Annotated in this window: 18 protein-coding genes; 9 read left to right on the top strand and 9 right to left on the bottom strand. The window is 38.7% G+C overall.

Annotation, left to right across the window (positions count from 1 at the left end; translation table 11 throughout):
• Positions 1-145: 145 nt before the first annotated feature.
• Positions 146-418: an antitoxin gene (locus CH354_RS16455; protein WP_100727342.1), complete on the bottom strand. Its 273-nt coding sequence runs from the start codon at positions 416-418 to the stop codon at positions 146-148.
• The gene (locus tag CH354_RS16450; RefSeq protein WP_100727343.1) at positions 399-695 is read right to left on the bottom strand and encodes a toxin; all 297 of its coding nucleotides are present in this window, start codon (positions 693-695) and stop codon (positions 399-401) included. The genes CH354_RS16455 and CH354_RS16450 overlap by 20 nt, the downstream gene beginning before the upstream one ends.
• A gap of 256 nt (positions 696-951) precedes the next feature.
• Between CH354_RS16450 and len the strand changes: the two genes are divergently transcribed.
• Positions 952-1,623 carry a Len family endostatin-like outer membrane lipoprotein gene (gene len, locus CH354_RS16445; protein ID WP_243396125.1) on the top strand — a complete coding sequence of 224 codons (672 nt, stop codon included), beginning with the start codon at positions 952-954 and terminating at the stop codon, positions 1,621-1,623.
• A 91-nt stretch (positions 1,624-1,714) separates the two neighbouring features.
• Here len and CH354_RS16440 read toward each other — a convergent pair whose 3' ends face one another.
• Positions 1,715-1,948, bottom strand: coding sequence for a HepT-like ribonuclease domain-containing protein (locus CH354_RS16440; RefSeq protein ID WP_100727344.1), 234 nt, complete (start codon positions 1,946-1,948; stop codon positions 1,715-1,717).
• Between the two features lie 93 nt (positions 1,949-2,041).
• Between CH354_RS16440 and CH354_RS16435 the strand changes: the two genes are divergently transcribed.
• Together CH354_RS16435 and CH354_RS16430 are read left to right on the top strand one after the other, a co-directional pair.
• Positions 2,042-2,320 (top strand): FitA-like ribbon-helix-helix domain-containing protein, encoded by a 279-nt coding sequence (locus CH354_RS16435; RefSeq protein ID WP_100727345.1) that lies wholly within the window; start codon positions 2,042-2,044, stop codon positions 2,318-2,320.
• Complete coding sequence (locus CH354_RS16430) at positions 2,304-2,702, top strand: type II toxin-antitoxin system VapC family toxin (RefSeq protein WP_100727346.1); 399 nt, start codon at positions 2,304-2,306, stop codon at positions 2,700-2,702. Before CH354_RS16435 ends, CH354_RS16430 begins: the two co-directional genes overlap by 17 nt.
• 88 nt (positions 2,703-2,790) lie before the next feature.
• Here CH354_RS16430 and CH354_RS16425 read toward each other — a convergent pair whose 3' ends face one another.
• Positions 2,791-3,438 (bottom strand): hypothetical protein, encoded by a 648-nt coding sequence (locus tag CH354_RS16425; RefSeq protein WP_100727347.1) that lies wholly within the window; start codon positions 3,436-3,438, stop codon positions 2,791-2,793.
• A 742-nt stretch (positions 3,439-4,180) separates the two neighbouring features.
• Between CH354_RS16425 and CH354_RS16420 the strand changes: the two genes are divergently transcribed.
• Positions 4,181-5,020, top strand: coding sequence for a DUF1554 domain-containing protein (locus CH354_RS16420; protein WP_165780361.1), 840 nt, complete (start codon positions 4,181-4,183; stop codon positions 5,018-5,020).
• A gap of 96 nt (positions 5,021-5,116) precedes the next feature.
• On the opposite strand, the gene CH354_RS16415 is transcribed toward CH354_RS16420, so the two are convergent.
• The 3 genes from CH354_RS16415 to CH354_RS16405 form a co-directional block, all read right to left on the bottom strand.
• Positions 5,117-5,902, bottom strand: coding sequence for a YqjF family protein (locus CH354_RS16415; RefSeq protein WP_243396123.1), 786 nt, complete (start codon positions 5,900-5,902; stop codon positions 5,117-5,119).
• 528 nt (positions 5,903-6,430) lie between these two features.
• Positions 6,431-7,858, bottom strand: a complete 1,428-nt coding sequence (gene lpdA / locus CH354_RS16410) for a dihydrolipoyl dehydrogenase (protein WP_100727349.1) — start codon at positions 7,856-7,858, stop codon at positions 6,431-6,433.
• 43 nt (positions 7,859-7,901) lie between these two features.
• Complete coding sequence (locus CH354_RS16405) at positions 7,902-8,642, bottom strand: class I SAM-dependent DNA methyltransferase (RefSeq protein WP_100717607.1); 741 nt, start codon at positions 8,640-8,642, stop codon at positions 7,902-7,904.
• A 77-nt stretch (positions 8,643-8,719) separates the two neighbouring features.
• On the opposite strand from CH354_RS16405, the gene CH354_RS16400 reads away from it, so the two are divergent.
• From CH354_RS16400 to CH354_RS16385, 4 genes are read left to right on the top strand one after another with little or no spacing between them, the layout of a single operon-like run.
• Positions 8,720-9,886, top strand: coding sequence for a hypothetical protein (locus CH354_RS16400; RefSeq protein ID WP_100727350.1), 1,167 nt, complete (start codon positions 8,720-8,722; stop codon positions 9,884-9,886).
• Entirely contained in the window at positions 9,887-10,402 is a 516-nt protein-coding gene (locus CH354_RS16395; protein WP_100727351.1) for a chemotaxis protein CheX, read from the top strand.
• A 6-nt stretch (positions 10,403-10,408) separates the two neighbouring features.
• A complete protein-coding gene (locus CH354_RS16390) occupies positions 10,409-11,446 on the top strand; it encodes an alpha/beta hydrolase family protein (RefSeq protein ID WP_100727352.1) in 1,038 nt (345 codons plus the stop codon).
• 52 nt (positions 11,447-11,498) lie between these two features.
• The gene (locus tag CH354_RS16385) at positions 11,499-12,980 is read left to right on the top strand and encodes a DUF342 domain-containing protein (protein ID WP_100717603.1); all 1,482 of its coding nucleotides are present in this window, start codon (positions 11,499-11,501) and stop codon (positions 12,978-12,980) included.
• 34 nt (positions 12,981-13,014) lie between these two features.
• Here the strand turns inward: CH354_RS16385 and msrA are convergent, their stop codons facing one another.
• Together msrA and mtnA are read right to left on the bottom strand one after the other, a co-directional pair.
• Positions 13,015-13,527, bottom strand: a complete 513-nt coding sequence (gene msrA / locus CH354_RS16380) for a peptide-methionine (S)-S-oxide reductase MsrA (protein ID WP_100717602.1) — start codon at positions 13,525-13,527, stop codon at positions 13,015-13,017.
• Positions 13,524-14,597: an S-methyl-5-thioribose-1-phosphate isomerase gene (gene mtnA / locus CH354_RS16375; protein ID WP_100727353.1), complete on the bottom strand. Its 1,074-nt coding sequence runs from the start codon at positions 14,595-14,597 to the stop codon at positions 13,524-13,526. The genes msrA and mtnA overlap by 4 nt, the downstream gene beginning before the upstream one ends.
• A gap of 122 nt (positions 14,598-14,719) precedes the next feature.
• On the opposite strand from mtnA, the gene CH354_RS16370 reads away from it, so the two are divergent.
• Positions 14,720-14,986 carry a sigma-54 down-regulated protein gene (locus CH354_RS16370; RefSeq protein ID WP_100717631.1) on the top strand — a complete coding sequence of 89 codons (267 nt, stop codon included), beginning with the start codon at positions 14,720-14,722 and terminating at the stop codon, positions 14,984-14,986.
• The last annotated feature ends 4 nt before the right edge of the window (positions 14,987-14,990 follow it).

Genomic DNA, 14,990 nt, shown 5'->3' with positions numbered 1-14,990 from the left:
GGCGCCTCACAATCCTTTGGTGGAGTTCCATTTGATGGAAGATGTGACCGCGCTTTCCGCTCCAATCTTTTGCTTCCGCAAAAAGGATTTCCGCTGCAATCGCTGGCGCATCATCTTTACAATTTTTTATTGAATGATTAATTCTCTAATATTCTTTTAGTTTTCCCGTTACGTATTGATGTAAAATACTGGATACTAAAGTTTGATAGGGGATTCCTATTTCAAGGGCTTTTGTTTTTAATAATTGAATGTCTTTTCCAGCAATACGAATATTCATTCTCTTATCTTTGGCTAACGTATTTTTGGCAGCTTTTTTAAACTGATTTAAGTAGTGCTTTTGATTGGAAACAGGCTTCCATTCATTTCGTTCGAAAGTTAATTCTAATTCCTTTTCTTCCTCAGTCAGTTTCAGTTTCATGAAAGTTCTCCTTTTTTAAATAGTGTTTTGTTTGTTTTCTCGAAGGAGATGCTGATTTTAGAAAGAACGAATTTTTCGTTTTAATGACAGGAACTACCCAAGCATAATCATCTATATTCACCATCAGTATGAGTTGGTTCGGATATTTTTCACTATTTGGATGTTCCAAGATTCCAAGTAATGCTCCCGCTTCTATTTCGATAACGATCCTTTCAAAGGAAATATTTCGTTGTGATGCGAGGAATTTATTTTTCTCTTGGTCCCAGTCAAAAATCACTTTTTAAATCCTGGCGTCATGTGTGCCTTTTTTCAATACATTAATTTTTCGACTCCCCAACCCTCGGACAGACATTAGGTGGATAGACAAAAAACCCCTCACCTAACTAGTTTGTCATCTTTCCCCAACTATTACCTCTTTGAAAATTTTGATTTGCCACACACTCTTCCTCCAATTCTTTCTTGCCACCTTGGAACGTTTCTCCCAGATTTGAACCTATGAAAAACGGCAAACAAAATGGATCTAACGGTATTCCTTGGTATTCCTTGGTATTCCTTGGTATTCCTTGGTATTCCTTGTTTTTGCTAGTGCTTTCCTAAGCGCTTGCAACACTTCTAAAGATAGTAACGACGACACAACCTTATTTGCCCTCCTCCTCGCACAATCTGCCTCCGCTCCCTGTTCCACAAGGTGTCATATATTTTTAACAAGTTCAGGAAGGAGTGGTCTCATTGCAGTTGGTGGCATAACAGGTGCAGACGCAGCCTGTAATGGAGATGCAAACCGAGTTCAAGGAAAAACATACAAAGCAATGGTCACTGTTCCTGGTGTTAGAGAAGCGCTTGGCAATCCTACAGGGACTATGACTTATACGGACTGGGTATTAAAGGCGAATACATTCTATTCGAATATTACCGACCCTTCCAATACAACTGGTTCTACAACGACATCCAACAGAATCTTTCGTGATTCTAATACGACGATGCAGATAAATTTTGCACTAGGTAGTAACGGAATTCGTTTTTGGACAGGTATGACCATCACTGGCGGAAACCTTGCCAATGACGTAAATTGTACCAATTGGACAAGTTCGAATGGTGGTGTGAGTGGTGTCACAGGAGTAGTTGGAGCGAGTACAACGACATTAGTTGAAACTACAACCAACACATGTAATAATGCTAATAGGATTATTTGTGTAGAGCAGTAAATTCCCAATACAAACACAGGGGCCAGGTGAATGCCACTTGGCTCCTGTTAGGTTTAGAATCTAAATCTGATTTTTGATCAACTCAATTCGTTCAAGGAATGGCATTCAATAGATTTACTGGATTCCAAATGATTTCATCATCAATTACGAAATAACCAAGTGCGATAAAATCTCGTAATCCGACAAATTGTCTCCATTCAACGTCTGGATTTTCAAACTTCTTCGAATCAGGAATTTTTTTGACAACTTCACCAATGATTTCCAAATTCCTTTCTACAGCCCTCTTTCGAAGCACATCATTTTGGTATTGATTTAAGTCAGTTATTTAAGTCATGGATTGAAAATTAACTTACAAAATAACATGAATAATGCTTGCAAATTCATGAAGTAAGTCCAAGCTCAGAATCGGTTCAAAAAAATGGCAAATTTACAAGTGAGAGATATTGACAACAGACTTTATGAATCGTTGAAACGAAGGGCGGAATTAGAACATCGATCTGTCAGCCAAGAAGTTGTCAAAATCATTGAAAATCATCTGGAGAGAGATGGCTTTGAAAGCGAGTCAAGAACGATTGAGTTTCTGAAACTAACCAATTCCTGGCATGATGATAAAACCGCCAAAGAACTAATTACTGAAATAAAATCTTCGAGATCAAAGAAAAATCGGACAAGGATAACAGATGAGCTATTTGATTGATACTGATATTATCATCTATAGTCTGAAAGGTAATGAAAACGTTCAAAAAATCTTTCTCGAAAGAAAAAATCTGTCTAAAGCCATTTCGGTGATTACTTACGGCGAACTTATATTTGGTGCCAAGAAATCAAAAAGTAGAGAGAAAAATTTAGCTACAGTCTATAGAATTGGTGAACTTTTTCCTGTGATTGAAATAACAAAAGGAATAGTGGAAACCTTTGGTGAGGTCAAAGCCAGCCTACAGAAAAAAGGCAATACTGTCGATGATTTTGATCTATTAATTGGATCCACTGCTCTCTTTTTAAATTACACATTAGTAACTAACAATGAAAAACATTTCTCCATGATTCCTGGTTTAAGTATTGAAAATTGGAGTAAGTAAATTAGCTTTCATCACAAAAACATTACGAATAACAACAACGTAACGCTTAGGTAAAAGACCTCGTTTGGTCTGTGGCAAATTCTGCTTCTCAATACCTTCTCTCCTCAACCACAATCAAATCAACACTTCTCAATACTGGCCCACAATACAATAAACTGATTGTAGATAAGATTAGATTCGATTCCAATAAATGCCGAAACGAAATCGATTTCCCCCTAATCTCTCCTACTGACAGTTTGATTTCCTGAATTCCTTTTTTGGAAATCTGAATGGAAGGGCAAACCACTTTGTCTTCCCTTAAAAATTCACATGTGTTCGAAGTGTAAGGAACCGTTGGATTTTTTGGATCATAGGGTTCTCTAAATTGAAAGCCATGATAAATTGTTAGATCACTTGTTTGACAATAGAAGAAGGAGGCATTGCCATACCGAAGTTTTGTGATCGCATAATACTCTCCCAGTTTGAGAGGGATCGCGAGGGAAGGATCCGATGGCCGAAGATTCGCAAACTTTTTGATATGGTCTTGCGTTGAACAATTGTATTCCCCATGGCATTCCTTTGGATCTTGGAAGATTTTTGTTTCTACTACTACATAACCATCTCGGATGGAATTATGCCATCGAAAGTATCCGTAACTTTCGTCAGTCAGCACTTCTGCTTCCAACGTTTTGGGATGGGAAGTCGAACATTTACAAATAAGGAGAATTAAGAGAGTTAATGCATGGGTATTTTTCATTTAGATTTGGTTACTTGGAGATTCTATCTTTTCTTTAGCCATTCTGCATCATTACCATAGAAGAGGGATATCACAAGCGTGAGGATTTTAACTTTCATAGTCTAACTTCCTTTATAGAATCCGTGAACTGTAACCATTTTTGAAATGAATCAAATTTAGTTCAAATTTACAATGATGATCCAAACGGCAAAAGGTAATATGACTGATTTTTTGCAGTTTTGTATTTTATCACAGTTCTCCCAAATCATAAAACATCTCTTTTGGGTTCATCGGAATCTGTTTTAGTTTTCTCTAGCGAAGGCAATTTATAAAAGAGTATTTTTTATTTTAATCTTCCTTCAAAATCAGAGTTTGAATTTTACTTTTTTTAATATACTTGCCTTTCATAAAATACAATCAATTTTAATGATCTTACTCTAGCTGGCGATTAAAATCGAATAACATTTCATTTCATCAATTTATTTGTTCAGATTTCTTTCTCCATTAGGGGAAGGCAAGTCTTCGAGTTTAGCTCGGAAGTTCGACATTCGGGATACAATGCTCACGATGCGATTTCTTTTGCCTTACAGGCGACGATATTTTTTAAATTTCTATCATTGACATTCTATAGATTGTCAATAAATTTACAAAAGTCTCCATGGCCATCAAACTCTTTCATAGCCTACTTTTAGTATTTCTTTTATTTTCGGAATGCAAACCAAGGGGTATTTGCAATTTCAATGATTCTAATACAGAATGTGGAGTGGATCATCTTTTATTACAAACGAGTTGTAATATCACTACCGCACCACCAGCGAAGCCAATCAATGTAAAGGGTTTCCCAAGTAACGGACAAGTTGTAATCACCTGGAATCCCATATATTGTGCGAGCCATTATAATGTCTATTGGTCGACATCACCCAATGTAGATATTGCAACTGCAAACAAATTGGTAACACAAGATGCGAAACTCACACATTCAGGAATTATCAATGGAGTTACTTATTATTATAAAATTTCTGCCGAAAATTCCTTTAATAGAAAGGAAAGTGCTTTGTCAGACGAAGTGTCTTTTTCACCTGCAATGCTTACTTTAAAAACTTTCGTCACTTCTATAACCTATTTTATCACATCAATTGGCAGTGTTGCCGGTGCAGATTCTATTTGTAATAATGATAGCGGTAAACCACCTGGTAGTTCCAATTACAAAGCTTTACTTGTAGATGAGTCTGGTTGTAGTTCAATTCCTTGCCGTAGGGCATCTGTAACTGCCAATGTGGGAGATGGACAAATTGACTGGGTATTAAAACCTAATACTAATTATGTGAGAGCAGACGGAGTGACTCCAATTATGACTACCAATGCAAATGGGCTTTTTATTTTTGGAACATTAACCAATAGTTGGACTTCATCTGTCACGACTGGTATCAGCGGAATGTCGGGCAATTGGACTACTTTTTCTACACTCACTTGTGTCAATTATAGCAATGGTTCAACTGGTCAAGTTACAACGACTCAGTATCATCAAACAGGCGCTTCATCACTTTCGAGTTCCGGCTTGAACTGTACAGGTTCGTATTCCTTACTTTGTATTGAACAATAGAATTTCTACTTTGATTGTTACTTAGCGTAAAATCATTTGAGCCACAATTTGAATTTTCGAACTGGATGTATCTTACAAATTTTCTTCCCATTTATATCACAACCAGGCAAGCACCTGCACTCCAGGTGAATAATGGCATACGTTTGGATTTCCAAAATTGACTAACCCATCGTAGGCCGCATAACGAAGGTTTAGTTTCGAAAATTCCACTTGGAACAATTCCCAAGGTTTGTGGTGCACATCCATTGCTGTTTCCTCTGGGTTTTTCCCTCTGTACAAAGAATACCGTTCCGTAAGCCAAAATTCTTTGGGAGAGGGAGAGCCAATTCTTTCTTTCTTTAAAAATTCAATTCCAATCTCACAACGTTTTCCACGCAATCGGTAAGAATGTTTTGTCCGATTGATCGGAGAATGTTCGTATGGTAGTCCCGAAGCCAATCTCGCAAAGAGTGTTGGTAGGATTTTTTCTGCTTCGATACTGAGAAAATACACACCGGGTTTTCCATTCCGTGTCACATAGGTGCGAAGGTTCACTTCATGAAAGGTGGAAAGGAATTGTATGGGGAATGTAAACCTTGGATGTACGCGGTCCATGGTAAAGGCAACTACTGATACCCAATGTTCTCCATCATACTGATCCAATTCCAAATGAAGAGGAACAAGTTCTCGTAACCGTTTCCCTTCCACTTGGTAATGCATAAAGATAACTTCGTTCCATTCCTGGTACCAAAACCAGGAATGATTAGGAATTGGCCATAGCCTGTGGTTAACCGTATGTAAGATAGACTCGATAGGTTTTTTCATACCAAAAAAATCGAAATACAAACGAACATACTTACCTAAATCGTCAGAACCTAAATTCCGGAATCGAAAGTTAAGCACTGGAACATTACCTTCTTATGCAAGGCGAAGTTAGGCGTTAAGATGTTGTTATGCGCAGTTTACGACTTACTTTAATTTTTAAAAGGTATTGGATATGGCAAGTAACTTTCATTATCACATTTTTTCAGATTACTAAACTTTAAAGCGCAGTCGATGGCTAATAGATCAAATAATTCCCTGTTGTTTTCAAAAACTTGAGCTTGAGAAAGAAAATTTAAACTGTCCATACATTGTCTAAATTCAGTAGCCCTACTGGTTTTTGTATTTCCCCATGATATTGGTGTATAATTTTTGCAATGGTCTCTACCAGATGTTCCAAATCCGACATCGCAATTTTGCAACAAACATAAGAAAGTTTGTAAGTAAAGAATGTTCAACTTCATTTGTTAAAAGTAACTTTATCTAACTTAGCTTAAAATGAAATTGGATAAATTCCATATAATTTTTATTATACGGGGAATAAATCAACTTCAAAAGTTCCAATGAAACTCCGAATGCAAACTGATTCCCGTCCCCGTATCCATTCACTTATATATTAATCGCCTCACCAAGCACTGCCGCAGCACTTTCCATGATCCCTTCCGCTAAGGTAGGATGGGCATGGATGGTATTGGCAAGTTCTCTTATGGTAATTTCCATATTGGCACCTAGCGTTAGTTCTGCGATGAGTTCTGTTGCTCCTTGCCCAATGATATGTGCTCCTAAAATTTCGCCATGTTTGGCATCGGAGACAATTTTGACCATCCCCGTTGTATCCCCTTGTGCCTGCGCACGTCCACTCGCTGTAAACGGAAATTTACCCACTTTAATTTCATATCCCATGGCTTTTGCTTTATCTTCACTAAGGCCCACACTCGCAACTTCTGGATGGCAGTACGTACAACCAGGGATATAGGCATAATTCAATCGTTGGATTTGGATGTGGTGAGGATTTCCCATACGAATCGAGATATCTTCAGCTGCCCGAATCCCTTCAGCACTTGCTACATGGGCAAGGGATGGAGTGGGAATACAATCACCGATTGCATAAATATGATCCACAGTGGATCTATAGTTTCCTAGATATTCCACAAACCCATTTTTTAATTTCACTCCAATGGCATCAAGGCCAATGTTAGAGGTATTTGGTGAGATCCCAACTCCCACAATCACCTTATCAAAGTTTAATTTCTCTTTTTTAGCAGAATTTCTATCGAGTAACGTGAGTTCGACGCCCTTGTCAGAGACTGCCGCAGTCTCCACACCATAACTTAAAAACTGTTCAATCCCTCGTTTTTTAAAACTACGTTCAAGTATCCCAGAGATTTCTTTGTCCTCATTGGGAAGGAGGTGGTCTTGGTATTCAATGATGGTGACTTTAGATCCCATACTCGCATAAAAATCAGCAAACTCGACACCAATAGCACCAGCTCCGATAATCGCTAAATTGGGAATGGTCTTCGGTTCCACCATGGCCTCTCTCGCAGATAACACGCGTTTGCCGTCAAATGGTAAAAATGGAAGAGCTTTGTTTTTGGCACCCACTGCCAATATAAAATAATCTGCAGTAAGGGATGAGGTTTCTCCCGTGTTGGATTTTACTTCAATGGTTTTTGCATTTGTAAAACTAGCTTCACCATTTACCACGGTGACCTTGTTTTTTTTCATGAGAAACTCAACACCCTTTGCCATTTGGTCTGCAACTGACCTGGAACGTTTGATCACGGCTTCAAAATCGACTTTGATATTGTCAGCTGAGATTCCAAATTTGGATGCTTCTCTTAAGTGTTCTAAAACATGTGCACTTTCTAACAATGCTTTGGTGGGAATACAACCCCAGTTCAAACAAACTCCACCGAGTTTGTCTCGTTCAACAACACATGTTTGTAAACCGAGTTGGGCAGCACGAATGGCAGCGACATAACCACCAGGCCCTCCTCCAATCACGATCACTTGGAAATGGTTTGAATTGGACATACGTTCTCCCGATAGAATGAGATACCGTACTAAAAATAGAAAGTCAAGACCTCTTTTTGGCGACGATGAGCATCCTTGCGCCCGTTTTGATGTACTTTTCTCCGTCGTAATTGCTATACACGTTTAAGATATCAAATTTGTTTTCGTCTAAGAAATTCCTGACTTGTGGGAAATGAAATACTCGCATTGTATGTTTGTCTTTTAAATCCTTTTGGTTTAAATTATAAACATAATTCACTTCTACGATGGCTACGTCATCTGCTCTTGTTAACCGAAATCCACGGTTCCTTCTTATTGAAGTTGTCCCTTGTCTGACATTACTTACGGTAGTAATGGGTTTTCGTTTGATGCGGTGGATGGGATCGGCATTCCAAATTTCCAAAACAAGTAACCCAGCTTGTTTTAGGTTTTTATAACAATTACGCAGGAAATTTTGAACCAAATCATCATTTACCAAATAATTAAAGGTTCCATACAAACAAATCACTCCGTCAACTGGTTGTTTGGCGACGTAGTTTTCCATTTTTCCATGTTCAAAACTACAATGAGGGAATCTGGCTTTTGCGATTTCGAGCATCCGTGGTGATCCGTCCACACCATGTGGTTTGAAACCCATCCCTTGTAATTCTTTGATGTGTTCCCCAGTCCCACACCCAATGTCGAGTACGGTATAAATTTTATGTCGCTTGAAAGTTTCTCGGAGGAATAAGATTTCTTCCGAAAACTTCCGGCTGGGTTCTTCGATGGTAAAATAGTATTCTGCTAATTCGGAATAGAGTTTCATTTGCCCCTAGTGGAAAAGGAAAATCAGTTTAGCGAATCCCCATTTTACCCGTTATATTGAGTAACGGCTAAGGTACCATGAAACGATATACAATTCCTATCATTTTTTTTGCTATTGGTGTGACCCTGCAAACCCTCTTTTATTTTTCCTGGGTAAGTTTCACTCTGCTCACTGTTTCATGCCTTCTCCTCACTCTCTTTTTATACAGTTTGGATTTACAGTCTTTTACCAATTCTCCTGAAACAAGCCCAACAACCGAAGTTGCCTTATCCGATACAAAGGGAAGTCCAAATCAGGAAACAATGGAGACTCATACTTCAGAAGGAGTTTTTGATACACAAATTTCAAACACAACTGATGCCTCCAATGAGGTTACAGAAGAACCAAAACCAAAAGAGATCTTATGGAAAGTAGACCCTATCTTTTTTGCGAGAGAATCCGTTCGATTGGAAGAACGAAATCTTTTTTGTGATACGGTAAAGGAATTTCCTTTTTCCTTCACAAGTCCTAAACTCTCCTCCATCCAATATGTTTACTTTGATGGAAAAGAATTTAAGGAATGTTACTGGCAAAAGTCAGAAATGTTAGTCGAAACAGACGACAATCCAGTGGAATGGAATGAATGGGAAGAAAACCAAATCAGAGAATCTCTACCTGTGATTTCCAAAAACAAACGTAAGTTATATGTTCCACTCACCATCAACGCGAATCTGTTCGGATTTTTATGTTTTACTTCCAAAGAAGGTTGGTCAAACGAAGACATCCAAGTGTTCTGGGAAGAAACAACCAATTTATCAGAAAAAATACTGGCAAAACGTGAATACGCAAAAGTCACCAAACACCCGTTCACTAAACTATATACAGTCTCCCATTTTTACCAAATGGCAAAAACCTCATTTGAAACTTCCGAAAAAAAGACCTTGGTTTTATTTAAGTTCATTGATACCAACTTCCAATCGGAACTTGCCATTGGACTCAACCATATGGGAATCAAACAATCCGTACTTGGCCTTGGTCTTTTCCAATTAGAAGAAGACTTATATGCGGCTCTGATTCCCAACGAACGCCTAGAATCATTTTCTTCTTTTTTCCAACAATTCATTGAAGAACTAGACCAATTGGGATACCCTTCCGAAGTGGCACTAGGTTATTCCAACCCACTCATTCCTGACTTACGGTTTGATGCTTGGATCAAAAAAGCATATAGCTCTTTAGAAGAGAGTATCCTCTACCACGCTGCTTAAATGGATCCACTCATCGATGAAAAATTCATTCTAACGGTTTCACAAGTATTACCTGACCATTTTTACAAAACCTTACTGGTGTTTGCCGAAAGGGAAGCATATGGTCCGTCCAAAAATGAAGGACTTTGTTTTGAAAACTGTACCCTTGTTGAATTTGTAGGTGACATCAATGGAAAACTCTATTTAGCACTCGATGGTTATACTAAACTCAAACTATTACCAAAAATAGCCAAAGCCTTTCAAATTGATCCAACTTCGCGAGCCCACTCTGCATCCATCATGATGGAATTTGCCAATCAAATAGCAGGTAAATTGATTACAGAAATGCGTCTTGGTCGTTACGAAATTGATATCTTACCACCAGAAAATTTAAACCACAAATTAGTTCCCATATCACTCGGACACTTTCGCCAATACATTCTCATCTTTAATTTAAAAGACCGACGTGGAGATGAATATATGGGAAGGTTGTATTTGATTTTATTGTTGGAAAAATTCCCCACTCCTCAAAACTAAAGTCGAATGAAACCCTATGTTTTGGCACTGCCTCTGATTTTGAGTTATGCCGGAATCAAACAAAAAAAATCTCTCGAACGAAAAGAATTCACTTTATCCGAAACGGGTCGTCGTAGTTTTCTTTTTTATCCCAAAGACACTGAACCAACATCCTTACCAGGAGTGTACATCCAACATGGAATGAGTGCTATGGGCATCGATGACCAAAGGATCATCGACTTAGCAGAAAACATTGCAAGTACTGGGCATAGTGTCATTTTACCCGAACTTCCAGAAGTCAAAGGATTAAAAATCGAAGAAACTACCATCTCCAATATTCAAAATTTGATGATTGAGATCCATTCAAACAAACAATTGTTTAACGGTAATGACTTAGGGTATTTATCTGCTAGTTTTTCTGCGGGTATGGGAATCATTGCAGCTTCCAGATCCAACACTCGGGACAAAATCAAATCGAGTATGCTCATTGGTGGGTATTGTAATTTTTTGGAAGCAGTCCCTTTTGTTTTCTCTCATTACGAAGTAGATCCATACGCTGTGTACGTTATTTTATACAATATGCTCCATCGGTTTGAACCAGAAATTGCGGAGGAACTCCAAATCGTATACTATGAAGCTGCCCTGGACAACGGACTCAAACGAACTGGGCAAAATGCAAAATCCGAACTCCAACTACAAAAATCTTCCAGTCGCGCAAAAGAGTTTTTCCAACAGGTCCACCTTGACCGTACGTTCCGAATCAGTTTGGCAAAACGGGTTTTGGATACTGTGCCCGAAAAAATGCCAGAAAACCTTTCTCCCTTTTACCAATTGGAAATGTTAAGTGGCCCTGTGTCCCTTCTGCATGGAAAAACCGACCCCGTCATCTCGGCGGAAGAATCGGAAAAACTCGCCCTCCTCCTCAAAGGAAAAGGGATTCCTTATGTCCACAGGACTTCCACTGCCCTCACCCATGGAGACAGTCTCCCACTCCATTCCCAGATTTTTGGGGTCCCTGCTCTCTTACAAACTTTTGGAAGTTTTCTGCACTGGTTAGACCAATAGCACTCCAGAAATTGTCGATTCTCCTAAGAAACCTGCCGATACTAGAGTCAGAATGGACGTAAAAAATGCACCGGACTTCAATCCGGAACGAGGACTCAAGATCCAAATCTCCGAGGATCGTTTGACAGCCACTCTCTTAGTCAAACCAGTTTGGCTGTTAGGTGGTTCAATGAGCAATATACTCATTTTTGAGGCACTTGATAACGCGTCCATTCATAGAGACCGCATTTTAATGAAAGATGTGGACCAAGCAGCCCTCGAAATTGATAAAATTTTAAAAGACCCAACAAAGGTAAAAGAGGATTTTACATTTGTTGTTGGAAAAGGGATCCCCGCCAAACAAGGAGAAAGTGGCTGGATTAAGTTTTATTTTCCAAGAGCCCAACGAGTTGTTTTAAAAGAAGATGGCTCTGCTGATTTTCGCAATATCAATAAATATGTTCACGTAAAAGAAGGGGAAAAACTGGCTACCTTATTTGAAGGGGTGGCAGGAGAACAAGGAACAGACGTACTTGGAAATCCAATTTACCCGAATCCCATTGACAGACCAAGGCTCACCTTGGGTAAAAATATTTTACCAAAAACCATTGATGACCCTGAAAAACCAGGTAGGCAACTGAAAGAATACTTTGCCACGTTAAGTGGTGTGGTATTTTCCACAGACACATCACTTACTGTATCACCTGAGTTAAATATTGAAAGTAATATTGGTTTAGGAACAGGGAATATCAATTTTGAAGGTACTATCCGTGTCAAAGGAACCATTGAAGAAGGTGCGATTGTCAACTGCCAAGGTTCCCTCTATTTAGATGGAAACGTTGAATCATCTGATGTAGTTGTGGGTGAAGATTTAGAAGTCAAAGGTGGAGTAAAAGCAAAAGGTAAGGGAGTGATCCGCATCAAAGGTGATCTTCGAGCCAAGTTTGTCGAAAATGCTAACCTGGAAATTGATGGTGATTGTATTGTCGAAAACTTTATTTTAGGCAGTAGAATCCTTTGTTTGGGGAATATCATCTTAACTGGGGAATCTTCTTCTATCATTGGCAGTGATCTCATTTCCTACCAAGGGATTACCGTTTCCTCACTTGGTTCATCTGCACAAATGGACACAGTTGTAGAAGTTGGATTCCATTATAAAAATGACAGACTTCTGACAGAAGGAAGTTCTCGTCTTTCTGATATGGAAAAGGAACTAGAAGCACTTGTACCTGAAATCCAAAAGATCAAAGAAGTGGTGCAACGTTCTCGTGGAAAAATTGATGATGCCAGAAAAGAAAAGTTCAAAGAAATCTTTGATGCGTATCAGAAAAAAAACAAAACTGTTGAGTTACTCAAATCAAAAATTGAGGAACTAAAAGGTGCTCGTTACAACCAAGACAATGTAAAAGTGGTCGTACGAAACACAGCTCACCCTGGAGCAGTCATCAAATACAGAAGGCAAGTGGAAAAAATCACGAAAGCACAATCTGCCTTTGTGATGAACTTTTTTCCAAACCAAGACAAAGCAATGCTCACCGCCTTTAAAGGCAAATGATAAGTCGGCTAACTTAAATTAGCCGAAATTTTAATTAATTCAACTTTAGTCCCAATTTTTTCAATTTAGGAAAAATCACATAATGGCAATACGGATTTTGTGGGTTTAAGGTAAAATAATTTTGGTGGTAGTCTTCTGCTTTGTAAAAGGTGGGAGCTGGTGAAATTTCAGTAACGATGGGATCAGGGAACATATAAGCATGTTTCCTTTTGGATTCGACAGCGAGTTCTTTTTGTTTTTCATTCAAATAGAAAATCACTGATCTGTATTGTGTTCCTACATCATTCCCTTGTCGATTGAGTGTGGTTGGGTCATGTGATGCCCAAAAAATCTCTAAAATTTTGGAATAAGATATCACTTCTGGGTTAAATTCAATTTGGATCACTTCAGCATGACCAGTGGTTCCTGTGCAAATTTCCTTATAACTTGGGTTTGGTGTTTGACCACCCGCATAACCAGATTCTACGGAAATTATACCCTGGATACGTAAGTAAACTGCTTCCGTACACCAAAAACACCCACCACCTAAAATTGCTTTTTCCGTCATACTTTCTTTAGACGAACAGGAATCTCTCCAGGTACAAAACATCCTAATTCTGTAATGAAGTTTTTAATAAATTTGGCCTTTGTAATGTCAAAAGAAGGATTGAGAGCTCTTGCACCAACGGGTGAGGTTTTCCCTTCTGGAAATAAATACTTTCCCTCAGGAGTTTTCAAAAAATCAAATTGGGTCACTTCTGATTCTTTTCTCATTTCAATGGGGATTTCCTCCCCCGTTTTTAGATTGAGATCAAAACTGTCTTTTGTTGCACAAACATAAAACGGTACATTATGTTCATGGGCAACAATTGCTAAATTGTATGTACCAATTTTATTCGCCGTATCTCCATTGGCCGCAACACGATCACAACCAACAAGGACTGCATCTATTTTCCTGTGGTTCATGAGCCATCCAGACATTCCATCCGTGATGATATAACACTCGATCCCTTCTTCCATCATCTCAAACGCAGTGAGCCTGGAACCTTGTAAAAATGGCCTTGTTTCATCTGCGTAAACAACTACCTTTTTTCCCATATCACGTAGGCTTCGAATCACCCCAAGTGCTGTTCCATGACCAGCCGTGGCAAGCGCACCTGTATTACAATGTGTGATGATATGAAACTCTTCCTGGTTTTTGGGAAATAAATTTGCCCCATTTTTTCCTAAGGATTGGTTGGCATTTAGATCTTCCACCATCATCTCTAATGCATACGATTCCCAAATTGTTTGCACGGATTCCCAAAGGCTTTCCCCTTCCACTCGTTTTTTTGCTTCTTGTAAGGCAAAACTAAGATTCACTGCAGTTGGTCTAGACTCAAACACTTGTTTGATGAGAGATTCAATTTCTTGGGAATTTACTTTCCCTGATTTTTTTTGGGCACCAAGTGTAAGACCAAAAATGCCAGTGATGGCGATAGCCGGAGCTCCCCTAACAGCCATTTCACGAATTGCAATGATTGTTTCTTCAACTGACTTAATTTCTAAAAATTCTTTTTTTCCTGGCAAGGCCCTTTGGTCAAGTAAGGAGAGATAAGTGGATTTCCACTGGATGGGTAAAAATTCCGGTTGGGGCATCTTTCCATTTTTTTTGTGCGATGCAGGAAAAAAATGAAAAAACGGGTTGACGGATCTCTGTGCAGCGCACAAAAAGGAATAGTGCATTGCACAACTGAGAACCGAAAAAAGGAGAAATGAAAATGGAACAACAAGTAAAAGACGGATTAAACTTTATCTTAGGCGCAGTAAACACTGCAAAAGTAGAAGCAGAAAAGGCTTTCTCTAGCATCAATGCAGAATTTCAAAACTTAGCAGCGAAAGGTGCTCAAGACCAAAGCGAAATTTCTGTAAACCTTAGAAAATACGTTCAAGAAGGTCTTTCTCAAGTAGAAACCATCGTTGGAAAAGCTAACACTGTTGTTGCGGAAGCAAAAGCAAAAGTAGCAACTGTTACTTCAAAAGCATAATCCA

The sequence above is a fragment of the Leptospira levettii genome (assembly GCF_002812085.1).
GTDB lineage: Bacteria > Spirochaetota > Leptospiria > Leptospirales > Leptospiraceae > Leptospira_A > Leptospira_A levettii.
The sequence above is the reverse complement of the archived record's forward strand: the minus strand, read 5'-3'. Positions and strand labels throughout refer to the sequence as shown.